General features: G+C 51.9%; 21 protein-coding genes and 1 riboswitch. Of the genes, 6 read left to right on the top strand and 15 right to left on the bottom strand.

The window, feature by feature from the left end; all coding sequences use genetic code 11:
• Positions 1-114: 114 nt before the first annotated feature.
• Both HMPREF9238_RS03080 and HMPREF9238_RS03075 read left to right on the top strand, forming a co-directional pair.
• Entirely contained in the window at positions 115-1740 is a 1626-nt protein-coding gene (locus tag HMPREF9238_RS03080; RefSeq protein WP_016443981.1) for an ABC-F family ATP-binding cassette domain-containing protein, read from the top strand.
• A 435-nt stretch (positions 1741-2175) separates the two neighbouring features.
• Positions 2176-2454 carry a type II toxin-antitoxin system RelB/DinJ family antitoxin gene (locus HMPREF9238_RS03075; RefSeq protein ID WP_016443980.1) on the top strand — a complete coding sequence of 93 codons (279 nt, stop codon included), beginning with the start codon at positions 2176-2178 and terminating at the stop codon, positions 2452-2454.
• A gap of 235 nt (positions 2455-2689) precedes the next feature.
• Here HMPREF9238_RS03075 and HMPREF9238_RS03070 read toward each other — a convergent pair whose 3' ends face one another.
• Both HMPREF9238_RS03070 and HMPREF9238_RS03065 read right to left on the bottom strand, forming a co-directional pair.
• On the bottom strand, positions 2690-3595 hold the full coding sequence (locus HMPREF9238_RS03070; protein WP_016443979.1) for a trypsin-like serine protease: 906 nt from the start codon (positions 3593-3595) through the stop codon (positions 2690-2692).
• 136 nt (positions 3596-3731) lie between these two features.
• Positions 3732-4688: a DUF418 domain-containing protein gene (locus HMPREF9238_RS03065; RefSeq protein WP_016443978.1), complete on the bottom strand. Its 957-nt coding sequence runs from the start codon at positions 4686-4688 to the stop codon at positions 3732-3734.
• Between the two features lie 434 nt (positions 4689-5122).
• Between HMPREF9238_RS03065 and HMPREF9238_RS03060 the strand changes: the two genes are divergently transcribed.
• Entirely contained in the window at positions 5123-7018 is a 1896-nt protein-coding gene (locus HMPREF9238_RS03060; RefSeq protein ID WP_016443977.1) for an McrB family protein, read from the top strand.
• Positions 6999-8321: an McrC family protein gene (locus tag HMPREF9238_RS03055; RefSeq protein ID WP_016443976.1), complete on the top strand. Its 1323-nt coding sequence runs from the start codon at positions 6999-7001 to the stop codon at positions 8319-8321. The genes HMPREF9238_RS03060 and HMPREF9238_RS03055 overlap by 20 nt, the downstream gene beginning before the upstream one ends.
• 111 nt (positions 8322-8432) lie before the next feature.
• On the opposite strand, the gene HMPREF9238_RS03050 is transcribed toward HMPREF9238_RS03055, so the two are convergent.
• From HMPREF9238_RS03050 to HMPREF9238_RS03025, 6 genes are all read right to left on the bottom strand, one after another.
• Positions 8433-9065, bottom strand: coding sequence for an ABC transporter ATP-binding protein (locus HMPREF9238_RS03050; RefSeq protein WP_016443975.1), 633 nt, complete (start codon positions 9063-9065; stop codon positions 8433-8435).
• 41 nt (positions 9066-9106) lie between these two features.
• The gene (locus tag HMPREF9238_RS03045) at positions 9107-10255 is read right to left on the bottom strand and encodes an ABC transporter permease (RefSeq protein WP_016443974.1); all 1149 of its coding nucleotides are present in this window, start codon (positions 10253-10255) and stop codon (positions 9107-9109) included.
• A 3-nt stretch (positions 10256-10258) separates the two neighbouring features.
• The gene (locus HMPREF9238_RS03040) at positions 10259-11632 is read right to left on the bottom strand and encodes an ABC transporter permease (protein ID WP_016443973.1); all 1374 of its coding nucleotides are present in this window, start codon (positions 11630-11632) and stop codon (positions 10259-10261) included.
• Between the two features lie 193 nt (positions 11633-11825).
• Positions 11826-12605, bottom strand: a complete 780-nt coding sequence (locus HMPREF9238_RS03035) for a DeoR/GlpR family DNA-binding transcription regulator (RefSeq protein WP_016443972.1) — start codon at positions 12603-12605, stop codon at positions 11826-11828.
• 102 nt (positions 12606-12707) lie between these two features.
• Entirely contained in the window at positions 12708-13754 is a 1047-nt protein-coding gene (locus tag HMPREF9238_RS03030; RefSeq protein WP_016443971.1) for an NAD(P)H-dependent glycerol-3-phosphate dehydrogenase, read from the bottom strand.
• Positions 13755-13773: 19 nt separating this feature from the next.
• Positions 13774-15348 carry a xylulokinase gene (locus HMPREF9238_RS03025; RefSeq protein WP_016443970.1) on the bottom strand — a complete coding sequence of 525 codons (1575 nt, stop codon included), beginning with the start codon at positions 15346-15348 and terminating at the stop codon, positions 13774-13776.
• Between the two features lie 227 nt (positions 15349-15575).
• Between HMPREF9238_RS03025 and HMPREF9238_RS03020 the strand changes: the two genes are divergently transcribed.
• Together HMPREF9238_RS03020 and HMPREF9238_RS03015 are read left to right on the top strand one after the other, a co-directional pair.
• Positions 15576-16187: a flavodoxin domain-containing protein gene (locus tag HMPREF9238_RS03020; protein WP_016443969.1), complete on the top strand. Its 612-nt coding sequence runs from the start codon at positions 15576-15578 to the stop codon at positions 16185-16187.
• Between the two features lie 130 nt (positions 16188-16317).
• Positions 16318-17898: an FGGY-family carbohydrate kinase gene (locus HMPREF9238_RS03015; RefSeq protein ID WP_016443968.1), complete on the top strand. Its 1581-nt coding sequence runs from the start codon at positions 16318-16320 to the stop codon at positions 17896-17898.
• 128 nt (positions 17899-18026) lie between these two features.
• On the opposite strand, the gene HMPREF9238_RS03010 is transcribed toward HMPREF9238_RS03015, so the two are convergent.
• The 7 genes from HMPREF9238_RS03010 to HMPREF9238_RS02980 form a co-directional block, all read right to left on the bottom strand.
• Positions 18027-18965, bottom strand: a complete 939-nt coding sequence (locus HMPREF9238_RS03010) for a serine hydrolase domain-containing protein (protein WP_016443967.1) — start codon at positions 18963-18965, stop codon at positions 18027-18029.
• 83 nt (positions 18966-19048) lie between these two features.
• A riboswitch (SAM riboswitch) is annotated at positions 19049-19163 on the top strand.
• 78 nt (positions 19164-19241) lie between these two features.
• On the bottom strand, positions 19242-20159 hold the full coding sequence (locus HMPREF9238_RS03000; protein ID WP_016443965.1) for a hypothetical protein: 918 nt from the start codon (positions 20157-20159) through the stop codon (positions 19242-19244).
• A 280-nt stretch (positions 20160-20439) separates the two neighbouring features.
• Positions 20440-21027, bottom strand: a complete 588-nt coding sequence (locus tag HMPREF9238_RS02995; RefSeq protein WP_016443964.1) for a GNAT family N-acetyltransferase — start codon at positions 21025-21027, stop codon at positions 20440-20442.
• Entirely contained in the window at positions 21024-21614 is a 591-nt protein-coding gene (locus HMPREF9238_RS02990; protein WP_016443963.1) for a Panacea domain-containing protein, read from the bottom strand. The genes HMPREF9238_RS02995 and HMPREF9238_RS02990 overlap by 4 nt, the downstream gene beginning before the upstream one ends.
• Positions 21615-22404: 790 nt before the next feature.
• Positions 22405-23922 (bottom strand): bifunctional metallophosphatase/5'-nucleotidase, encoded by a 1518-nt coding sequence (locus tag HMPREF9238_RS02985; protein WP_016443961.1) that lies wholly within the window; start codon positions 23920-23922, stop codon positions 22405-22407.
• A gap of 3 nt (positions 23923-23925) precedes the next feature.
• Positions 23926-24300, bottom strand: coding sequence for a metallophosphoesterase (locus tag HMPREF9238_RS08945; RefSeq protein WP_016443960.1), 375 nt, complete (start codon positions 24298-24300; stop codon positions 23926-23928).
• Between the two features lie 246 nt (positions 24301-24546).
• Positions 24547-24744: a hypothetical protein gene (locus HMPREF9238_RS02980; protein ID WP_016443959.1), complete on the bottom strand. Its 198-nt coding sequence runs from the start codon at positions 24742-24744 to the stop codon at positions 24547-24549.
• Between the last annotated feature and the right edge of the window lie 97 nt (positions 24745-24841).

Below are 24841 nucleotides of genomic sequence, written 5' to 3'. Positions count from 1 at the left end.
ATTTTAAAATTTAGACTTATTGTTTTCTCGAGGAGCAATGTCCGATGACTTTGTGATCTCTACTCAGCCCAGCTGAGACGCCGCCCTAACAATCGTTGCGTCCTGGAGATCATCATGCCTGCAATCAACCTCGATAATGTTTCTTTTTCTTATTCATCTAAGCCAGTATTGGACCGTATTGATCTGCATATTGGTGAAGGTGAGCGAGCTTGTCTGATCGGCCCCAATGGGTGCGGGAAAACCACGTTGCTTCGGATCGCATCTGGCGATCTGGCTCCCGAAATGGGGACGGCAAGAGTTAGCGGACTCGCAACAGAGTTGTTCCAAATGCCTGAGGCTGAACAGTTTGATGGGAGCATCGGTGAATATCTCGACGCAGCGCTGCATCCACTTCGAAGCATTTCTACCCGCTTTTATTACGTATCTGATCGGCTGGAGGCCGACGCGAATCTCGTTGAAATGGGGCTAGAATATGATCAGCTACTAGCCCAGATGACAAGCTTCGACATTTGGACGCTGGATGCACGGGTTGCGGAGGTATTGGCCGAGTTGGGCTTGAGCGCTTTCACAGATTCTGGGCTTAATCGCCATGTTGGGACGCTATCTCCAGGCCAGCGAGTTTGCCTGCAACTGGCGGCCACTCTCATCTTGAAACCTGAAGTGTTGATTTTGGATGAGCCTACCAATCACCTTGATGTAGAAGCGATTAGGTTTCTCACCGAGACGGTAAATGACTGGAAAGGTCCGGTTTTGATGGCAAGCCACGATCGTGCCTTCATTGAAGATACAGCAACAGTCATCTACGACATGGACACGACTGTATGGAACGAGGTTGCGAAGGTTGATGGAACGTGTGAAACGTCGAGTCTTTATCGGTGTGTGGGAAACTATTCCAACTACCTGAAAGAAAAAATCAGAGCCCAGAAAAAACATGATGAGCTGCATGATTTACAACAAGGCGAAAAATACAGGTTGAGAAAACATAGGCAGAAATCCAGCAGAATCTCCCGAGGCGGAGTCCGTTTAGCAACAGCTGAAGGGAAGGCGAAGAAGTATTTTGCAGATCGCGCTGCCACAACGGCTGAACGCCGAATGCGAAACGATGACAAGCGATTAGAGTCCCTAATAAGTCAAGAGGTGCGCAAACCACGTAACTACAACTTGTCATTCGAATTTGAGGCTCCAACCACGCGCACAGGAATAGCAGTATCGTGCAGGCAAGCATTCGTTATGCATCGCCTGAACGCCATTAGCTTTGATATTTCATACGGTGAACATTTGCTGGTCGCAGGTGCGAATGGCTCCGGAAAATCTACACTCTTGAATTGGATTTATAGTGGACATCCACCTGCTGGGACCGTAGCGAGTGGAATTATTGCGCGCGACGAATCGATCAGCCTTGTGCCTCAGCATTTGCCTAAAGAAAATGACACAGGCTTCAACACCGATGTTTGGCACGATGGAGTCGGAGAAGTTGGCAAAGGATTCTTGCATCCGGCAATGTGGTCCATACCCGTTCCAGAATTATCGGCCGGCAATCAACGTCGCGCGCAAATTGCGACTGCCCTTGCATCTGCTCCAACCATACTCGTTATCGATGAGCCAACGAATTATCTTGATCTAGCCTCAACGGAAGCCCTTGAGAGGGCGCTATTAAGCTGGACCGGCACATTGATCATTACTAGCCACGACCGGTGGCTCACGGATCACTGGAAAGGTAGACGAATCGACATGCGTTGACGCGGCTTGTTAGGCATTTGGCACGGTATCTGCGCTCATTTTCTTCTCTGGCGATCGTTTCGGAAAGAGGCCTCGCAAGGCTAGCAGGGTTCCGTAGATAACAGAGTAGAGGGCCAGGCGGTATAGGAATGTCCAGACGCCGTTGATGCGAGGCGAGGCTTAACGATGCTCCGAGTATTGTTTCTGCTCAGTGTCACCATTTTTATAATGTCCTTATGGGTGGAGAGAAAAAGTCGCGTGGTGGGTTTCTAAGCTGGGCCGGAATTGTTTTGCTTTGGGACTGACCTTGGGTGTTGAGTTTTACCCTTTCGCTGACGGATATAGCCGCAGGGGCGCGAAAATGCGCGTTTACCGGCAGTTGAATGGGCACACATCACCTTGTTGTGCACTAACAAGCGTTGTAAGCTGTGAGTGCAAACTGTGAATGGAGGGAAAATGGCGTCAAGTAATCTGACTATCCGTCTTGATAGTGAGTTGAAGGACGGGGCGGCAAGTGTCGTGGAATCCTACGGGCTTGACCTGTCTTCCGTCGTGCGGGCGTTTTTCACGGAAATGGTGAATACCAACTCGATTCCTTTGTCTTTTGACTATAAGCGTCCAAACGAGGAAAGTCTCCGAGCTATCCGCGAGACTCGGGAAATGATTGCCTCGGGCAGTAGCGAAAGTTATGTGACTGGCCGCGACCTTATAGAAGCAGCCTTACCAGGCGATTGAGCATTCCTGATCTTAGCTCGGAACGTCGTAAATGGGACAACCTTGTTGGTATGCACCCATTTCTGTACTGGTCACGCCGATGGGGTAGAAGAAGTGCACGGACGTAACAGTGGTGGCATAAAACTTCGCGCCGGGTTACTGTGAAACTGCTCGTATTATTAGCCGCCTCCCAGCATTTTCAGGGAGGCGGCTTTCGAGGGTTGTCCGCTATTTGTAGGCGGTTGTGTAGGTGTTGTTACTGGCGCGCATTGCGGATACGTGACCCGACTGCTGCAACAGCAAGGCCTACACATGCGATCGCAAGGTATCCCCAAATGTTATCGCCGCTGGTCTGAATCGTTTTCGGCGGTGCAGGAGTGTTCTCTGCAGTCAGAACACTTTGCGTGTCGCGGCCAGAGATAACGTTGTCAATCCATTCAGCGGTGCCCGCGATGGTGGTGATTGCCGCACTGGGGGAGGGCAAATCCGGATCCCCGTTGGCAGTTCCAGCGGTAGCGAGTCCCGCAAGTTTTCCGTCAACAAAGAATGGGCCGCCAGAGTCACCGCCCTGCATGCCAGCTCCAGACACTGACTGTACATCCAGGATGGAAGTTTCAATCCTCGGCTGTATGGATCCGTCAGCCGGGATGCCTTCCATCTCCTCAGGGCCAGACTCGGTTTGGCCGGATTCTGGCATTTTGGCGCCTGGCTGCATAGCCTGTGGCGGGGCAGTTTCGGTAGACGCATCAGCACCGGTAGGCGCCTCGGAAGTGGATGGCGCTTCAGAACCGGCAGGCGTGTCAGAACCAGACGGTGCGCCGCCTAGAAGTTCTTTAACAACCATTTTTGCCATTGGCAGTTGTCCCGCTCGTGCCATGGACGAGCTGCTGCTCCAACCGTAAAGAGTTCCCGTCTGCCCCGGGGTGGGGATGTCGTGAGAGATCTTCGCCGGGGTCGCGTTAGTGACCTTTTCCGTTAGGTGAAGTAGCCCCGCGTCAGACGTAGGGGAAAGAGCCCAAGAGTCAGCGTTGTAGACCTTTCCGGCGATGCGTGCTTGGGTTCCTTCATTATTGACAGATTCCAGGCAGTGACGTGCTGTGAGTACCCACTGGTCTGCAACGAGCGTTCCGGTGCAGTCACCGAAGTTGCCGATTTTGCCCATTTTGAGCGCGGCAACGGAGCTACTTTCCGCATTTTCTGGTGCCGGACGCCATATTCGAGTGCGAGGGCCGGAGTTGCGGTCATTAGTAGGGTGGCGCTGACAATGGCAGCGATCGAAAAAGATGATTTCTTCACGGTTATTTCCCTTTCTCAGAAGGAACAATGGCCTTGATTGTGGTGGCAACGAGTTTTTCGGCAGGGCCTTGTCCTACGAACTTCTTCCAGAGGCTAGCTGCGACGAGGAAGAACACAATGAAACCGGTTGCTGACAAAGTGGAATGCAACGCGATGTTTTGCTGCCAGTAGAAAGCGGTGAGAATGTGCAGAATATAAATGGTCAGCGACATCGTTCCCATGGCTGCGAAAGGATAAGCCACGATCCGAGAGCGGTCTCCTACAATCAGGCACAGGTGAATCACTACGGCTGCAACGGCAACGGAGAGGATAATCTCTCCGGCAACACCAGTGTGACCGGTAAAGCTGAGCCAGCTGGGAATATTTGGGTCAAATCGGTAGTACATGCCGATGGTGGCGATGACAACACTGATACCGGTGACAATCCAGCTCAGCCGAGTGTTAGTGCTGGTCTTCGAAGCAGAATCGCGCTGTAGGCGGCCACGCAGGTACACATCGAAAAGAAGCATGCCGCCAATGAAGTATGCGATCCACGCTAGTAGCGGATAGACCTGCGGCAGTGCTATGGGGGTGTACACAACTGTTGCGGCGATTGTGGCGGCAATAAATAGAGCGAGCCTCCACCATGTTCCTAATGCGGGCATCCAGGAAACCAGGATCATTACTAGGCCCATAACGATGAGAACCACTTGAATCTCTCCGCCAACGGGAAGTAGTGCCAGGCCAATGAGGATAATCAGGGCGCCTCTAGCAACTAGCCGCAAGAAAGTGTTGGTGCTGTAATTTCTGCCGATAATCATCATCGTGGCGCCGGCAATAATGGCAAACAATGAGGAAGGTAGGCCAGAGAGCATAACTTTAGTGCTCCAAAGCAGGGAGGCCATATGGATAGTTATCATTCCGATGATCGCGAGTGAGCGCGCTATATCTAGCCCCACGATTCGTGAAGGTTTAGACACTCAGTTTTCTCCTTTACTATTACTTTAGAGAACCGTTCTTTGGTTAAAATTGCTCCCTAAAACCGACGTGTCAAAAACGACTTTCTATAAATAACCACCGAATCTGGCAAAAAATTAAAAAAATTCTGAGCGTCTTCTGGATTTGTTTCCAAATTGGCGCTCCAGCGGGCTGAGAGTGTTTGATCCCACAAAATAGACGGGGAAAGTGGCAGTTGTGATCCAGTTTTGACCGCATAAATACGTGCGCTTAGAGTATGTGTCCGAAGCCCATTTGGGTACCCAAAAATGCAACATGTAGACCGCGCATGTCACTTTGGGTTGAGCAGGCAAGACGAAGCGGTGTGCTGCCTGTGTTAGATCTCTAAAATGGTAAACGAGCGCGTGCTACTTGAGCATTAGTTCGAACAGGCTTGAATACACAGAAGGGAATACCAATGGCGGTATCTGATGACTTGTTAGAGCTGGAAGTTGATTCAACCACGCAGGCACTCGAGCAGTTCACCTTGACGATTACCGCTGAAAACATAGACTCAACTGATCCTCGTTTCACAATGGATGATTTGAAAATGGGGGACCAGTACAAGCCGCTACACGTCTGGTTCGAAAACGCGCAAGGCGAAAAGACCGAGAGGGCTCGCAAGCCTCGTGAACGCTATATTTCCAACAAGACGCTACCATTTTTGGTTTTCCAACTATACGAGCAGCAGATCAAACAGCTGAGTTTGAACGAACGGCTTCAGTTTCCTATTGGCAAGGAATCTCCAGACGCTATCGAGTACAAGGGCATTTTCTATAGCGAGAAGGAATATCGGCGCATTAGCGGGCAAAGCGCTTTCACGACCCTGGTATACAAACGCAGTGACCATGGCAGTTTTGTCATTCACTGTTGGAACATATTCTCCACCCTCCATTTTGAACAGGAATGTCTGAGACGATTTGGTAATCCCGGTGATAAGTTCATGCTGATTTACCGGGAAAAAGGAAGTTTCGATGCGCAGGACGAGGAGCTAGTCGTCGCGGAAGAGGAAGACGCTACTGCTGAGGGAGCCGTTCTTCGCAATAAGTATTCCCAGACCCTCATCGATTCCAAGAACATCATTTTCAGGGGTGCTCCCGGAACTGGCAAGACATACCTGGCCAGGCAGATAGCGGCTGACATTATTTCTGAGGGGAGAACTCAAGATTTCACTGAGCTTGGGGACGATGAAAAGCGGCAAGTTGGATTTGTCCAGTTCCATCCAAGCTACGATTATTCAGATTTCGTTGAAGGGCTTCGCCCGCGCATCAATGACGATGGCACGATGGGATTTGAACTTCAGGATGGGATTTTCAAGAAGTTCGTGGACGAGGCCCGTAAAAACTATGAGGATAGGCAGAAGTCGGGTGACCGGATCCGCCGGGAAAGCTCCGTTAAAGAGGCAATGGGGGACTTCTTTGAATCAATCGATCTGGGCGTGACTCCATTTAAGACAACAAATGGAAACGAGTTTTTTGTAACAAACGTGGATGACACGCGCGTGCATGTGTCTATCCCCGGAAATCAGGTTACGAGTCGGATCATTGTCAGCCTGGCTGATATAGAAACTGTTCTTGCAGATGAGGGGCAGCTTAGAAAAGTGAAGGATCTGAGGAGGATCCTTAATACTGCGCATAACAAGCATGAACACTCATACATTTTTGTTCTTTGTAACAAGATCAAAAAGTTCATGAAGGCACCTTCTGCTCGTTTTGTTGATCAGGTTCAAGATAAGAGGTACGTGTTCATTATTGATGAGATCAATCGCGGGGAGATTTCTAAGATTTTCGGTGAGCTATTCTTCGCTGTCGATCCAGGGTATAGAGGTGAACGCGGCGGGGTAGCAACCCAGTATTTCAACCTCCATTTGGATCAGACGAAGAAGTTTTACATCCCACGAAATGTTTACATTATTGGAACGATGAACGATATAGATCGTTCGGTTGATTCTTTCGATTTTGCTATGCGTAGGCGCTTCCGTTTCATTGAACTTCGTGCCCAGGATCAGATAGCGATTTTAGACAATATAAATGATCCTGAAGTTCGCGTGCAGGCTAAGCAGCGGATGACTGCACTTAACCGGGCTATAACCGGCGTGGAAGACCTGAATGAGAACTATGAAATAGGACCCGCATACTTCTTGAAGTTGGATGACATTAGTTTCGATCAACTCTGGACCGACTACCTCGAGCCGCTCCTGCGTGAATATGTTCAAGGTCTCTATGGCGAAGCAGAAATCATGGCGAAGTTTGCGAAGGCATACGGCTACCCTGCTACCTCTGAAAGCGCGTTGAATGAAGAACCTGAGAATTAACGATAACTCGTTGTTGTTGCCCGAGCAGGTCGCGCAGACTCCTCGTTTACTCGGAAAACTGGCAAATAAACCTTTGCGCGATCTTGAATCCGAAGGCGTGTTTATCGTTCAGGATGCCCTTAAAAAGTCTGAAGATTTGGATGTGGAGAACATCGTCATTTCTCACTCACGCGGGGAGTACAGAACTAGCAACCTGATGGGCTTTATCGGTTTTAGAGATGAGCGGTTAACAATCAAATCTCGCTTTAGTAACCACACAGAAGACCATTTCTTCCGTTACTTGTTGGTCCGCGTATTCGGGTTGCCTAATATAGTCGATTTGAATACCGATCTTGACCACGACGGCCAGGTATTCGAGTATCTTATATTCCTCTTTCCACGTTTTTTGAAGCAAGCGATGCGTAAGGGCCTGTACAAGCAATACGTTACTTACCAGCGCAATGAAGCGACGATCAGAGGAACTATTGACATCGCTCGGCACATTAAAGAAAACACTCCATTCACCGGCAAGGTCGGGTTTAACGAACGCCAATTTTCTTTTGACAATGCGATGATGCAGCTAGTCCGGCATACCATTGAGGTCATCAGCTTAAAGCCGAACGGCAAATTTCTTTTGGCGCAGGTAAAAGATGACGTGCGACTAGTGCGAGAAGTGACTGAGCCGTATAGAGCATATGAACGCAGAAGAGTTATAAACCAGAACACGAAACGGTTGATACGCCACGCTTATTTTCGCGAATACGCAAGTTTGCAAAAATTGTGCCTGTTGATTCTGCAGCAGCGCAAGCATTTTGTTGGTTCAGGCAAGAGAGAAATCTACGGCGTGCTTTTCGACGGCGCTTGGCTGTGGGAAGAATACGTGAACTCGCTGATTAGTGCAGATTACTTCCATCCAAGAAACAAAAGCTCAGAGGGGCGGCATCATTTGTTTTCGAATAGCTCCGGATGGATCTACCCCGATTTTGTGAGTAGGGATCATGATAACCGGATAATCGCAGATGCGAAATATAAGCCGATTGAGAATATTCGCAATCGAGACTACTTACAGATTTTGGCATACATGTATAGGTTTGATGCGCGCGTGGGGTACTTCTTGTATCCCGAAGGCGGTGAAACACATGCTCAGAAGCTGTGGCTTAATAAAGGCTCTAGATATGAGAATAACGAGAAGCCCCGTGACGATACCTTCGTTATGAAACATGGGCTACGTATTCCGCAGGGAACTAAGGATTATGAGTCGTTTGTCTCGCTCATGAAGGTTAGCGAAGCTGAGTTTGCTAACGCGCTAAGCATTCCCGTTTAAGGCGGGCCTTTATGCGGTTGGGGCGCGCCCCCAAAAGGTACGCGCCCCAACCGCTATGGGCTCATGAGGTTTGCCGGCTGCCGCTAAGCCGAACCAACAAGCCCCTGCTCGTTACTGCTTCACAAGGTTCTTGTTTTTCAGGCGGTAAACCACGTCAGCTTCGCGTGCCAGCTGTTTTGAGTGTGTAACGGCGATGACGCACTTGCCCTGCTCGTGGGCAAGATTGCGCAGGATCGCCACCATTTCGCTAGCGGTGTCACCATCGAGGTTGCCGGTAGGCTCGTCGGCAAGAATGATGGGCGATTTTGCGGCCAAAGCGCGTGCAATAGCAACCCGTTGTTGCTGGCCGCCAGAAAGCTGCATCACGTTACGGTTCGCTTCTTCCTCAGAAATGCCTAGCTCCAGTAGCGCATCGACTTTCGCCTTAGAATCCACCAGGCGAACGTTTTCCAGCGGGGTCAAGTAGTCAATCAGATTGTAGTTTTGGAACACCAAAGCAATATTGTGCTGCCTGTGATGCGTGTAGCCGCGCTTAGCGATGTCCTCACCATCCATCGAAATGGTTCCCTGAGTGGGCGCATCAAGGCCCGCCAACAAGCTCAATAGCGTGGACTTACCAGTTCCAGAGTTACCAATAATGGCGTAGAAATTTCCGGACTCAAACTCAACACTGATGTTGTCAAGAACATTCTTCTGTCCGGCCAAGTAGTTAAAAGATACGTTTTCAAGTTTTAGCGTGGTCATGGAAATCTTCCTATTTGTAAGTGAAAAGCAGTGGGCGAGAGTTAGCTCATTTTGGCCAAAATGCGTTTGGGTGGAAGCCGCAAGATCGGGAAAATCGCGATAAGCAGGGCTACCAGCACGATAGCTATGATTCCTCCAAAAGATGCGATAGCCGAGGTGCTTAATGCGCTCAACGGGACGGCACTAATCTGTCCGTCGGTTGCGGATTGCAGGATCTGTGCGGAGAGGAAATGCCCCGCGATTTCACTGGCAATCAGCGCAACAACAAACGCTGGAACGGTCAGCATAATCAGCTCGGTGACAACCTGGGCGAAAATGCGTAGCTTCGAAAAACCGATGGTTAGCAGGATCCCGATTTCGTGGATGCGTGAGCGCACAAAAAATGCGAGCACGAAAGCCAGGATCAATCCACCTGAAGCTAAGATGACGCGCAACAGACGCAAAAGTAGGGTTGCAAACCCGGATACTGATTCCAGCAAGTTGGCGGCGCCTGCCGTGTTGCTCGCAACTTCCAAACCTTGCGTGGCGTGTTCTTTAGCGAACTTGATTGCGTGTTCAACGTCTTCTGCCTTGGTCAGGTAGGTGGCGCTGGAAACCGCTGTTTTGCCCGCCAGCTGCTGTGCAGTTTCTAGGCTCGCATATACCGACATGTCGGGGTTCTTAGAGCCAGAAATATCCTGCTTGTATACGCCCGCAACCTCTAACTCAACCTCGCTGGAATCTTTACCGAGCTTCAGTTTGTCGCCAGGTTTGATATTCAACTGCTGTGCAACCAGCTCAGGCAAGATGATGCTTTGGCTACCCTGCAACTTCTGCAAAGAGGCCTCATCTATCTGGGCATCTTCTTCTGCAAAAGTCGGTAGCTTGCTTACGTCGCTTGCGCCAGTTACGGACACGAATCCGAGCCGGTCAGCTTCTGCCGCGGTGTGTAGCACGAAGTTGTGGCCGGTGAGGCGGTCATAATCTAACAGTTGCTGCGCGGCCTCTTCTTGGAAGTCTCCCGCAGTTGAGGTAACCGTGAATCCAGGAGCGATCCGCTCCGTAGCCGCGTTCGTGACCGTGTTCACTGTTGCGCTAACTATGCCTTGCAGTATGAAAACTGCTGAGATCACAAAGATGATGGCTGCCAGCGTGATGCTTTTCTTGGGGTGTCGTTTTACCGCCAAACCCGCTTGAGTCCAAAACTGCATTACTTAACCGATCTGTGTTAGCAACTGCTTTGGACGCTTGGAAAGCATCGGGGCCGAAGCGATGAGGGTGGCTACGATTACGAGAATCAGACCGGCAACGCCAACCATAATGAGGTGCGACGGTTCGATTACAACGTTCACGTGATCCACGGTTTTTTGGATTGTGGAGGTGTAGAAGTCTGTGCCAAAGTTTTGTCCGCCGTTTAGGTGCGCGCTGGTTTGAGCAGACGCGCGCGAAACGATGCCATCGCCAAGCTTTTGCGCCAGTAGTGTGGCCGTGCCGAACGAGGCTACGAGGGCGACAACGAAAGCGAAGATATTCTCCGTCAGGTACTGTGCGAAAATCTTTGCTTTGCTTACACCTACGGCCAGTAGGATTCCGGTTTCTTTGCGTCGCTCATTCATCCACAGAGCGAGTACGAGTACAAGCGCCACGATGGTGAAAACGACGGTGCCGATGAAGGTGGCGTTAACGAGGGAGTTTATGCTCTCAAGCGAGTACGCCAGAGCTCCAAGCATATCCGTGTTCTTCACCAGCTCGTAGTGTTCCCAATCTAGGGGTAGGGCGGCGGCAGCTTTCATAACGCTGTCCACGTCTTTGACACTGTTAACGAAGAATCCGGCGTCTTGGTAGATCTCGTTTTCAGGCGTGGTGCCATTCAGTGTCCGCGCGGTGTCCAGATCGGTGAACACGGCGTTTTGGAATAGTTCGAGGCGCTGCGCAGCTGGGCGAACGTTCTTGCCGCTGAAGGTGCCAACGATTTCGGCATCAACAGCTGCGTCGGATTGGAAACGGTTGTCCGGGTCGTAAATGTTGCCACGCAAACGGAGCGTGTCTCCAACCTTCAGGTTGTTTTTGGCCGCAAACTCTTCGTGCACCATCACCTTGTGGTGGTCATCGTCGGTAAGGTGTCGGCCTTGCGCCAAGGTGAAAGTTCCCGCACGGAAAGGAGTAGCGAGATCTGACTTGTTCACCGCGTTTACCATCACGGCGTTGCCGAACTTTTCCTCTCGCTCTTGCGAATAGTCAGATGCCGCACCATCCAGCTTGAAAATCTCAGCGTTTTCAATGTCTGCCACGGAGCTCATGTTGCTCACGTACTTGGTGATACCGGGAAGCTTGGAGATCTCTTCAATCTGCTCGCGCGAAACAGTTCCTGCGCCTCGGGCAGTGCCCGGGTTTGTGCGTTGATTATTTTGAACCGAAAAACCAGCTAGAAGTTCTGAACCCACCTCGTCACTCGTGCGGGCAACAGCTTCGCGCACAGCGAAAGTGGAGAGAAGAAGCGTGGAGGCAGTTAATAAAACTAAAAAGATCGTAAGCGACTTGGCTAATTTGCGCCAGACATTCAGCCAAGCTCGTTTAACAAACGACATCTGAGACTATTCCTTTGCGTCAGTTCTTTCATTTATCAAAGATATTAAGCAGTGTGAATCTGTATGCATCCTGATAATTGTCTTCAGTTAAGCCTGAGAATCATTACAAACAGGGTGCGAGGTCGGTCACGTTTTGCTTGCTGAGGCAAGGATTGGAGTGCCTACCACCTGCGGAAGGACTTTGGCGCTGTGGCTATCGCACGACTTCAACAAGGATGTCTTGATCCACAAGCTGTTCTAATACGGGTTTCGGAGTTTCAGAGTCTGTAATGACAAGGTCGAAATCGGTTAGCGGCCCAACTTTGTAAAGCGCATTTTTGGCGAATTTGCTCGAATCGGCAACGAGGATCTTCTTGTTCGCGGAGGCAAGCATTTGCCTCTTAACATCTGCCACCCGTTGATCCGGGTGAAAAGCGTGTGTGGTGGTAAGGGCTGTGGCGGACATAACGCATAGATCAACTCGCAACTGGTCGAGCGATTTAACCGTGATGTCCCCAAAGTAGGAGTCCGCCCACGGTTCGTATTCTCCGCCCACCAATATGAGCTTGGCATCTTCTTGGGTGCGCACAATTTTGGCGATGAATTCTGCGTTGGTGACAACGGTTACCGGAGTGACTTCTGATAGGTCTTCAACCAGCGAAATATTCGAGGTGGAATCATCGACTAGTAGCGACATTCCGCGCGTCATGTGTTTGAGCACAGCTGTTGCAAGCCGTTTCTTTTGTGTCCGGTTTGACTGCTGACGCAGGTGTGCGGCGGACTCTGACAGCGAGGACGCTGCGGGGCTGATCATCCCGTTTCTGCGCTGTACCAGTTGCAGTGATTCAAGCTCGGCAACGTCGCGGTAGACGGTCATTTGCGATACAGACAAAAGCTCTGCCAGTTGCTCAACCGTAGAGTTCCCATGGGATAGAAGATAGGACAGGATGGAGTTTCTGCGGGCTTTAGGCCCGTGGATTCCTCTCTTGTCCATCGCCATCCTCCCTGGTTGAAATGTTGGTGTCAGCTTCGAAGACTATTCAATACTAAAACCTGGCCCCGCGATACGTTAAGTACGCGGGGCCAGGGGTAAAAGTTACGGCCTCTTGGGCAGTACTGCGGCTGCAACTTCGGCCTTAACGTCGGTTACAGCTCCAGAAATGATACGACTTACTGCCGCGAGTAGCGGAAGCTCGTCCACGAGGTTTGGCGCGTGCTGCTTCACGAAGCCAACGGCCAGGCCCGCTGCGGGCACACCCTCAACGGTTTGCTCCAGTCGATCCATTTCAGCGAGGGCTTCCTTCGCGGTTTCTCCGCGCCCCAGGCGCACTCCGTAAACCTTGTTGCGTCCCGACAGGCCGGTGACTTCCAAGTCTCCAACGCCGGCAAGGCCAAAAGCGGTTGCCGGATCCGCGCCTTGGGACTGTCCCAGCAGCGACATTTCACGCACCGCTTGAGCGAACGTCGCTGCCTTGAGGTTGTGGTGCGGAACCCCGGTTCCCTCCTCAAGACCATCTGCAATGCCAAGCGCAATAGCGTACACGTTCTTCATAGGAGCGCAGATTTCCACGCCGGTCTCGTCTCCGCTCGGCTCAATGCAGTAAACATCGGAGCGGGCCTCGCGAGCGAAGCGGGTGGCTAGGTCCTTGTCCTTCGATCCGAAGATCGTTGCCGTAGGTTTACGTGCCGCGCACTCGTTGGCCTTAACCGGCCCGGCGATTGCAACGATAGGTGGGATGGTCTTCCCATTCGCCTTAGCAATCCGCCTGATCGCATCCGGCAAAAGCTGAATGTTTCCATCCGGGCCTTCATTAAAGCCCTTCGACGTCAGCCACAGGGCCTCGGCTTTTTCAATGCCGTCAAGTGCCAGCTCGGTAACCTTTTCCACACCCACAGAAGCTACCGACATGACTACAACGTTCGCGCCATCGAGGGCGTCGCTGAGTTCCCCGCTGCGGTAGAGCTTAACTCCCTGGGCTAGCGGCTCGTTGGTGCGCGGGTGCGGTTTTCCGGCTTCAACGGCATCGAGGAGGTGGTCATCGAGCCACGTGCCCCACAGGCGCACTTCCCAACCCGAATCGATAAGTGGCGTGCATAGCGCGGAGCCCATCGCTCCAGCGCCCAGTACGGTAATGATTGACATTATTGTTCCTTTCCGTATCTTAAAGCTCAGCCGCAGGGGACTCGGGCTTCGTGGATGGGTATTTCAAAGAAAGATCGTGGAGGCGCTCGAAAGTGTCCTTCAGCTTCGGGTAAAGCTCGTGCTGAATGCTCGCGATCTCCTTGTAGTTTTCGTGCGCATCCATATCTGGCTCAATGGTCTCGCCGTAACGGGCCATGCCAACAGCTGCGCTTTGGACGTCCTCGTACGCATCCGTGGATGCCATTGCAAGAACAGCGGCGCCGAGGGCGGAAGTTTCGTCTTCAAGGCAGACGGTGAGGGGCAGACCCGTGCAGTCGGCCATGATTTGCCGCCACAGTTTAGAGCGCGTGCCGCCACCCATGATGCGTAGGCCTTCAAGCTTCACGCCCGTGCCCTCTTCAATGTGGTTGAGGTTGTAGCGCATCTCGAAGCCGATTGATTCTAGGATCGAACGGTACATGTGTGCTCGCGAGTGGGTGCCGCGCCAGCCCACTACCGCACCGCGCGCGACGGAATCCCAGTACGGGGACTGTACTGCGTTCCAGTAGGGAAGCGTTACGAGGCCTTCACAACCAGCAGGAATCTTTGACGCAGCTTCGTCCAGGGCCGGATCGGGCTCGCCCAGGAGCTTCGGGTCGCCCAGCGACTTGCGGAACCAGCCGGCCAGGTAGGAGCCGGAAGACTGCAGGACCTCAAACACGTAGTTGCCGGGAATGCCGGAAACGTGCGTGCGGAACACGGGATCGTACTTGTATACCGGGGACTCAACACCCGCATTCACTGCGGTGCCGAGGTTTAGGTAACCAATCTGCGGCGTTACGGCAGCGGCGCCGATTCCGGCAGCCTGCCCGTCACCGAGGCCAGCGATAACGGGAATCGACTTCGGCAAGCCCCATTCGGACACCAGCTCATCCTTCAGCATCGCGATTGGGCTGGCCGGCTCAACTAGTTCAGACATTTGGTCGCGGCGCACGCCTGCAATCTCAAGCAGTTCATCCGCGTAGTCGCGCTTTTCGATGTCGAATAGGCCAAGAGAGTCAGCGGCCGCCTGCGACGAGGCCCAACGTCCGGTCAGATTGAAGGTGATGTAGCCGAGGACATCAACAACCTTGTCGGCCTTTTCAAATACTTCTGGCTCGTGCTGGGCAACCCAAGCCATCTTGTAAATCGCGGGAGTGACGCCCGCCGGCTTGCCGGACAGCTGGTGAATATGTGCTGAGCCGTACTTGCGGATCTGCTCGGTTGCGCGGCCATCAAGCCACAAAATGCCGTTACGAAGCGGCGTGCCATCAGCTTTGAACGGGGCGAAGCTTTCGCGCTGGTGCGTAATGCCGATTGCTTCAATGCGCTCGCGGTCTGTGGGGGAGAGCGCTGCTACGGCCTCGCCAATCGCGTCGCGCGTGGTTTCCCACCAGCGGATCGGATTGTGCTCGTAGCAGTCCATCGCGGGCGTGTGCAGTTGAATGTTGCGCTTCGCGGTGTGTAGCACGTGTCCAGTGGCGTCAACGATGATCGCTTTGGTGGACGTGGTGGACGAGTCGATAGCAATAACAAGGGGGCCAGCGCCAAGGTGGTGCTTATTATCAGGCGTCATTAGAATCTCCATTCTTCGTTGAATGCATGACCAGATTATCCATTCGATTCACAAAAATCAACACTAATTCTGCGAAAACTCACAAGAAATATGAAAGTGGTTATTGGGAGTCTGTCCTTCGAGTTTCGCTTTTCTGACATGGTTGTCGTAAAAAACGCTGTATTTCAACGAAAAGTCGGTGTCGTTGCCGTGTATATTCTTATGCGGTTCACAAGAAAAGGATGAGAATGATGGCAGACGAACTTAAAAACGCGCCTCGAGTTTTGGTCATTTACAACACGGTTACTGGGTTTTCAAAGACTTATGGTACTTGGATCGCGGAAGACCTAAAGGCTGATCTTCGCCCGTTATCAGAGGTGGTAGAGGGCGTGAAGAGTGGTCGCATTAACCTCGCGTCATATGACCTAGTGGTTTACGGCGCGGGCGTGCGCATGGCGATCATCCGTGGTTTCAAAAAGTTCCGCAAGATGGCAAAAGATGCCGGAATTCTGAATCAAGGGCGCGTGATCGTGTGGGCAAACGGTGGCACGCCGCAGCATCCGGACCGAGATTGGAAGTGCGCCGCTCGCACGTTCACTAAGAATGAGTTAGCCAAGGGCGAGTTCCCATTCTTTTATTTCGAGGGCGGAGTCCGTTACGAGGGCCTACCCGCAGGTGAAAAGGCCCTGCTTAAGGTGTTTGCGAAGCGCGTGCAGAAGTACCGCGACCGGGGCGAGTGGGCTGTAGCCGTGGCCGACCATATTGCTGAGGGTTACGATCACACTAACCGTGACTCGATCGCACCTCTGGTTGAGTGCGCGCAAGCAGTCCTTAAAAACCGCTTGAACAGGCTGGGCTAGATGCGCCCGCTTGCATTGAAAGGCGCCGGATTCTCATTTCGTTGAGAAAGCGCCAAAACTCCTTGGCGTTCCCGTATGGTGAGGGGCACGGCCACAAAGGCGTGGTCAACGACGAAAGGCGTGTGAAAACATGAGCAAGTATTTCGCCGGTATCGACGCAGGAACCACGGGCGCGAGCGTCATCATTTTCGATGATGCCGGCAATATTATTAGCAGTGGTTACAAGGAATATCGCACCAAGCATCCTCACCCAGGCTGGGTGGATCAGGATATGCACGAGCTTTGGGACGGTATTTGTCATGCCGCGAGGAAGGCAACGGCTTCGTTTCCGGGCGATGTAAAAGACATTGTTTCAATTGGAGTGTCGTCACAGCGCGGCTCATTCATTCCGATCGATGAGGAATGGAATCCGCTCAGCGACGCGATCGTGTGGTCTGATGGGCGCTCGGGCAAGCAGACTCGCTGGATGAAAGAAGAGTTCGGAGAGGAAGGCTACTACGAGATTTCCGGCTTGAACATCTCCAGCCTGTGGGTCTACCCGAAACTCATGTGGTTGAAAGAGAATTGGCCGCAGGTCTACAGCAAGACCTGGAAGATAGTTAACGGGCAAGAGTGGATTTTGCACAAGCTTGGCGCAACGGAGCTGTTTGCAAATCCGTCTGCGCTCAACTATAACGGCATGTTTGATATTCAAACCCTGGAGTATTCGTCCGAGCTGTTTGACCGTGCGGGACTCGACCTAGAAATTATGCCGCCGCTGTTGCACGAGCTTCGTCCGATCGGCGAGGTCAGCGCGCAAGCCAGTGAACAGACCGGTTTCGCGAAGGGCACGGTGCTCTCACCGGGTGGCGGTGACCAGCAGTGTGCTGCTGTAGGGTCAGGCGTGAACAGGCAGGGACTGGCAGAGTTGTCACTCGGCACGGCGGCTGTCATGGTTGCCCAGCTTGACCAGGCTCCGGACATGGCTGCGAACTTGCAAAGTGGCGTGTCATTTGGAGCTCATTCGATCCCGGGTCGTTGGGACATGGAGGGCACTGCGCACGCCGCGGGAGCGGTCTTACGCTGGTGGCGTGACACCTACGGCCAGCCAGAGGTAAGAGCGGCTGCTGAGCTTGATTTGAGTCCGTATGACCTCATCACGCTTGAGGCGGCGAAGGCGCCGGTGGGCTCGCACGGGTTGATTTTCTTCCCGTTCTTCAACTCGCAGGCCAACCCGTACTTCCATGACAATGCGCGAGGCGGGATGCTGGGCATTACGCAGATCCATACTCGAGCACACGCGGCGCGCGCCGTGCTCGAGGGTGTGGCTTACGAGCTACGCATGAGCGTGGAGGCGATGGAAAACGCGATGGGTGAGCCGTTCGAGACGATTCGCCTGTCGGGTGGCGGCGCGAGTTCGGTGTTCTGGAGCCAGGTGCAAGCCGACATTTATGGTCGCCCGGTGGAGCGCCTGATTGTCTCTGAATGTGCTGCGCTTGGTGCTGCGATTCTTGGCGGTGTTGGCGCGGGAGCACTGCCCTGCGTTGATGTGGCGGTTGACAACATGGTGCACACGCGCGGGTTCATCTACCCGAACGAAGAGAGCCATGCTGTCTACAACGAGTACTACGAGGTATTCAAAAAGGCATTCCTCGCCTGGGCAAATGCGGATGTTTACAATGACCTCACAGACGTGAACGCCCGAATGGCTGATAACCCGGCCGCTAACTAGGGCGCTATTCGGGTCTGGATGCCGTACATGAAAACAGGCTGATGGCTAGAAAATAGTCGTGGGGTGTTGCTCTTGTGTTAGAGCAACACCCCACGACTTAAATTGGTTCGGACGAGGATGCGCGGCTGCTAGTAGAGTAGCTCCACGGCCTTGTCTACGAGTTCCTCGAGACGCTTCACGTCTTTTTGAGTTGCGGTGGTGACTATAACGGCGTGGCGTTCGGGAATGATCGCAAGGGTTTGCCCGGCGGTTCCGTGGCCAAAGAAGATGTTGCCCCGGTTGGAGAGCCACAGGCTGGAACCGTAGGCGTAGCGGCGGAAGTACGGGTTGGTGGGCGTGTCCACACCAGGTGTAAAAGCGGTGAACTGTTTCATGCGTTCAATCCACTGCGGGCTCACAATGCCCTGGCCGCCTTCAAGCAATAGCTCGCCAATCTTCAGCATGTCGTGGGGCAGTAGCCAGAGCCTGGTCGCGCCGGCCAGGTATTTGCCGTAGCGCTCCCACCTGTAATCGGTGATCCCAAGCGGATCGAATAGGGCGCGCCGGATGTATGCTTCTAGGTCCTCGCCAAGGAACTCTTGCAGGTAGATAGACATGAGGTAGAAGCCCGCGTTTGAATACAGGTAGTAAGTTCCCGCCTCGTGCACGATTGGTTCGTTAACGATGTAGTTAATGTAGCCCGCCGGGTCCATGTTTTGAATGTCGCCGCGCATCATCAGGATGCGGTCAAAACCAATGGTGTGGTTCATCAAGTGTTTTATTTTTATGTGCTGCCACTTTTCCAGGTTTTCCGGGTCTTTGACTTCGCATAGGTTTTTGAGCACCGGCCACACCGGCGTGTCTTCAGTTAAGTCATCGCGTGATTCGATGACGGTTCCAAGAACGAGGGCGAGGACGGTCTTGGAGATCGACCGAATGTCTGACGGCCCAGTGTGTCCGGCGAAGGCGTGGAAGTATTCGTTGCTGCCCTGTTTGACCAGCAAATACTGCATTTGTAGTGGGTTCCCAGAGCCATCTTTGGCTTCTTCAAAGAGCTTTACTAGGCCATCAAATTGTTGCTGATCCATTTCGACCTCACTTGTGTAAGAGCTTCGCTCAAGCCTAACAGTTGTGTCTTTACAGGGGTGCAGTTTGGGGTATGCTGTGGGTGGATCAAGAAGACCAACGTGAAGCCCCTCGGCTGGTTGGCTGGCAACTGCGTATCGCACACGGTGCCCCCGAGGGAAGATCCGCCGCCAAACAAAAGTTTGGTGGACGCGCGATTTTTAAGGAGCTCACTGTGAGCGAGAATCTACTGTTTCCTGTTAGCCCCTGCCAGTTGATGATTGCGGGACAGTTGAGTTCTAGCGACGTAGCATACTGACCTGAGCGATATTGTAGAGATGTAACCCGGTGTTGATTGCCGCATTGATTGATTGGTTTCGTTGGATTTGTTGCTGTTGAAGCATCATGAAATGCTGATTTTGTTCGAGTCTTAGGCGGTGTTGCTCTTCTTCGTAGAGGTTGAGTGCATCGGTAAGTGTGTTAGCCCGGAAACTGCTGACTAGATACGCTAGGCGATCAACCACCATCTCGTCAAGATAGGTTTGTGGGAACGAATCTCCGTAATAATCTACAAGCTTTTGTGCGTAAGGATTCATCTGTTTCGCAATTGTGAGTGCTTTTTCTTCGATGGGTACGTTTCGTTTAGCACGATGCAAATTTACCCGCTTTGCAAGTGCGTTGTATGCCAATATCGCAAGATTGCACGACAACCACATTATCAATCCAGCAGCAGCTCCATATCCGAACGAAAGCAGGATTATTGGTGCAAACGGGAGACTATCAGCTTTAAGAAAAAAAAGAGTATAGAGGATTAGATTTGCCCCTATGAGGGCGATCAGAAGCACCCAAATCCGCCTAGAGTGTGCTTGCGCTAAGGAGACTCCTTTCTTGTAGGTACCAATCTTGAAGACCCATGAAATGAATGTAATAGCAAGAAATGGTATCGCGAAAATAAATACTAAAATGAAGGTCAGGACAGGGAGTACTGTAGGCATCCTAACTACAGTTATAGCGGCAGGGGTTAGGAACACGCAGAATGCCAGTAGGACAGTTAACGTTCTTAACGTCAGTAGGTGCCGCAAAGCTTTCTGAGGCTTGGCGCTTGCAAGGACTTGCTTTTGGCTCAAGTATAAGCCTCTCAAATTCACTAGCAAATCGCGTAGCTGCTCAAGCCACTTTTGTAGTTCTTCTCGTTCCGTGGGAGCCGGCTGAGACATTTAATAACCTTTCAAAAGTAAGAATGATGCAGCCCATGTGTGACATTATGATTCTTGCGACTGTGGTGATGAGTATCTACCCAAAAGGTTAACAGATAGTTTTAAGCACGGTCGGCGCGACTTTTGTCCACAATAGTGTGGGACGCCTGGTTGAGGGTGTGACGGCGAGAACTCCAGATGCGAATAATTTTTAGGGTTGATGGCAAAGCTGGGGAGCAGGTCACCATACGGATGTTGAGGTGAAGAATCGCAAGAGAGTCGGGGGCAAAAAGATTACGGCTTAGAATACTTGTTCTAGTTCGTCTTCAATAGTTTTAGTTGACTTGATCATGCGACCGTGCCCGGAAATGCCAGATGTTTGTAAGAACCCGAAACGGTCTGCATAATACTCGGCCAAGGAATCGTGCTGAACATCGAGTACAAGGAACTTGGAACCCAAATGGATAGCCGCCTGCATGTGCTGCACATAGGCGCACAACATCAAAATTTCTCCTAACCCGCGTCCCTGGTAATCCTCCGCGAGTGCGAACTTGCCCAAAAGAGTTGCAGGGAAGGCAGCGTGAAGATTATTCACCCACGCCTTGTTGCTAGTAATATGTGCGCGTTGAGATTTAGGAACCGATTCAGGCGTTACCTGGTGAGCGGATAGAGTGAAGAATCCGCTTGGTTCTCCGGGCGAATAGATACTGGACAGAATCCACACTCGGCATAGATTCTCATCCTGCCACTTACGAGCATGCCCGGAAAACCACTCGTTCATTTTCGGATCTCGCCCACAGTCGAACCAATCAACGAGATGATCCTGATTCAATTGGCGCAGAACAAGTTTGCGCTTGGCGAGAAACTCTTCAAGTCTCTCCGCATTCATGCCGAACGCTGTTTCCTGATCGCCTCTATGAACGGCACGTGAACAGAAGAAGCTCTCTCAGACGCCTCAAGAACCTCCTGGCTAGCGTACGTGAGCATAGCGGGAGGTAGATCCTGCACCTCACCCGCAACAGGCTTGCGTGCAAGAAAATACGATATCAGTTCATCTTGAGGCAGGTCGGCTCTCTTACTGTCCTCGGGCTTGCGATCCCAAGCTTCTTGCCACACGCCCTCACCGTGAGAGTACTCGGCAAGATCAAACGCATCACGCTCGCCGTAAGTGTCCCACACGCTGTCAATAATTCTCTCAACATACCCAGTGAGCTCTTGACGAGTGGTATCCCATGCCCGGAACTGGCGAGCAAGCATGTCCTGATCAACAACCCTATGTCCAGCGTGTGCGCTGAGGAGCTGGCCAACAACCGGGCCGTACTTCATAGCGTACAGCTGTTCGCTAAAAAGCGGTTCGCCAGTAAGATGCGCGTACCAGCCAAAAGTATAAAAACATAGCTTTTCGAGTTTAACGGCCTCAATCTTGCCGCCTGCGCGATCCATAAACTCTGAAGCAATATCAAATACGCTTACCATAATGCCCCTCCTTCTACTCCCATGATAGACGACAATAACGGGTGAACCAGGATGAATCCTTTCACAGCCATAGGTGTGGTGCACTAGAACGTTCGAGGGCACCTGCACTCTACCTCGTGTTCAACGCTTTCACCCTCTATTGTGTGGTCTGCTATGCGGCCTATTGTGTGGTCTGCTATGCGGCATCAATCGGAATAACCATATGCCGCGTCAAACTAAGAGCATTCATTTATCAATCTCCTCGTCAAAATCCTATGAAGAATACTGATCAAACATGATTGCACGTTCGGGCTTACTTTCTTACTTGTACGTTAAAGCCTAACTTCGCTTCGTTCGGTGAGAGCTCGAGGTTTTGTGCGAGGTATGCGTCTGCGCTATACCGGGCTGTACCGCGACACCACAGGTGAAATATTTTTGGAAGTAGGTTCGCTTATTTCACTGCCCTGATAACAACATGCGCGTAAGAACTATATGTGTGGGTGATGAGCTTACCTAGATGAACGTGGCCGTTGACTCGGCACTTTCTCACCATGTTATTGAGAACCCGGACGGCCTGGCGCGCCCCGACATGCACTGTGATCCAGATTTCCTCACCTACTTAAATGGAAGAAATCTTGAGTCACTTCAAACATTTCTCAAGGATAAACCTATAACGATCCTGTTCATTCCCTCCTCGCCTGTAACCCTTGCTAAATTAAGGTTGATTTATTTAAGCGTGCAAAGCGCCACCGGGCGCTACGGCCGCGAGTGTGGTTCGTGCCCGGTGGCGCTTTTGGTCAGATCCCAAAACTCACTTCATGAGTTCGGCGACCTTCATGTAGAGGTCACCAGTGGTTTTGACCTCGCCAATCTGTGCTGGATCAACGTTTGCACGTTTCGCCACTTCCGTAACCATCGCGCTAGTAACCGGGTCATTTACGTTTACAGATTCGATGTTTGAGCGGCCGTTTTCTGCCTCGCCGGTTGAGATCACTTCAGCGTTGACGAGATCCACAACGTACTGCGGCGTCTCTGGGACTCCAACGATCTTCCACGTGCCGTTCAGGTGACCGGTGTACGTTCCACCGATCTCTTGTAGGTAGCGTGCAGCGAGATTGCGGATGCGTCCTTCTACCTCGCCGAACGCGGACTCTTGCTGGGTGGAATAAATCTTCTTAATGTCACGTCCTGCCAGCGGGCCGTCATCTGAAATGAGTTGGTTGAGGCGGTAGGAGTTCATGCCCACCTTAACCTTGTCGCCCATACCCACGGGGTTGCCGTCTGGCCAGTTCAAAGTCGTGCCCCTGTCTCCCGCAGGGCGAGAAATATCGTACTCGTAGGTGACTCCAGCGAAAATGTCATGAGTGGAGTACTTCGAGTTACGGCGATCCTTGTCAAACGAGATCGTTACATCACCTTCACGAGACTGGTTGAAGAACTCAGCGGACCACTCCATGTAGTCTTTGAGGTCCTGACCCGTCATTTCGTAAACAGTTACTTCACCGCCGGCGTAACGGTAGTTAGTTGCCAAATCCTTCTTCTTGATTTCGCCAACTGGAAGACCAGCATGGTCGTTGTCGATGGAGTGAACAACCACGTCAGCACCGTTGGAGTAGTGCATCATGACCTCGTTGATGAACACGGTCAGTGGTGTTTCTTCGATTTGGTGCTGCGGGATTGCCTCTATCTTGTTGCCAGGGGTAAACGGCATGCCCTCAAGTTTTCCGACAACAATGTTGGCGTCATCGCGAGCAATCTTGTGCCCTCCGGCCAGAAGTTCTTCTGCCTTCGGATCAGATGCGTAGTCCTTGATTGGAATGTTTTCGCCAGTGGTGTTAGTTAGCTTCCACCTGTCTCCATCCTTGGTGAAAGAGAGGTCAACGCGCGACACGAACTGCGCGTACTTGCCGGGTTCGATCACGAGGGTGTCGTTAATCTTTTCGTTTTCCTCTTTGTGCATATGTCCAGCGAACACAACGTCAAAGCCAGGAACCTTCTCAACAATGTCAGCTGCACCAGTGTCAGGGATGTTGTTTTCATTCTCGGCACCCATGTGGAACACGCCAACCACGGCATCGACATCACCAAGAGAATCGATCGCTTTTTGCGCTTCCTCAATGGTGTCTTGGAATTTCAGCCCGTCAAAGGTGTCGGTCTCTTGCTTAAATTCGTAAACCATGGGCGTGGTTAGGCCTACAACACCAATCTTGATACCGCTGCGTTCAATGACGGTGGTGGCCGGCCAGTACTGCTCGCCAGCGTCGGTGTAAAGGTTGCCGCCTAGCACCGCGCCCTTAAACTGTTCTGTAATTTTGTCGAGCTTTTCCATCCCTTAATCGAACTCGTGGTTACCGATTGCCCACACGTCATAGTTGAGGTCGTTCATAACGCTCACGCCTGGGTGTGGGTTCATGTCCTGGAATAGTTCGCTGGAATTATCTTGAATGAAGTCGCCCGCATCTACGAGAACAACGTTGTCCTCAGATTCCCTCACTTCCTTTACTGCGGTAGCGATTTGGGCCAAGCTTCCGGAGGTGTTTTCCTCGTCCAGGCTGTAGTCCCAAGGCATATAGCGGCCATGAATATCGGAAGTGCCGAGGAACGTGACGTTAACGGAATCATCATTCCCACCGTCACTCGTTGTACTCGGTGCACACGCGCTAAGTGCAAGCGCTGTAACCGCAAGTAATCCGACTACTTTCTTCACTAGAGCTCCTTTGCTTTTTGAAAGTGTTTTAATATCGGGGGAATAATCTTACTCCCTGTTTGGCTGATAGTTGCAAAATTCAGGTTTTTCTCTTCCATCCGAACGCATTAACGTACTATTGCGCCTCCGCTACGTGCACGCCTACAAGAAGTCAGCAGTAGCGGGCATAACAAAACCCCAGCCCAAACCGGGCCAGGGGTAAAACTGTGAGGCGCTTACCGAGGCATAGCTATAAGAAGGTAGGGCTTACTCGTAGAACTCGACGTATTGCCAGCTCACTTCGCCTCGAAGACGTGGAATGATATTCGGTCCGGCTTTTGTAAAACCAAACTCGGTCAACTTTTCTTCAAGATCTTCGTCAGAGTAACGCTCGTTTTCTTCAGGTGTGAGAACGTATCCGAAGAACTCCTCGGTGGTGCGATCCATTAAATTCTTGTCTGTCATGCGCTCAATCTATCGAGAAAAGTGCTTGAAATTAAGGAATTTCTGGAATGGAATCAGTTGTGTATTAATTGTTGAATCGGAATACACGGTTCTGACC

The sequence above is a fragment of the Gleimia europaea ACS-120-V-Col10b genome (assembly GCF_000411155.1).
Classification (GTDB): Bacteria; Actinomycetota; Actinomycetes; order Actinomycetales; family Actinomycetaceae; genus Gleimia; species Gleimia europaea_B.
Note: the sequence above shows the minus strand (reverse complement) of the source record. Positions and strands in the feature narration are given on the sequence as shown.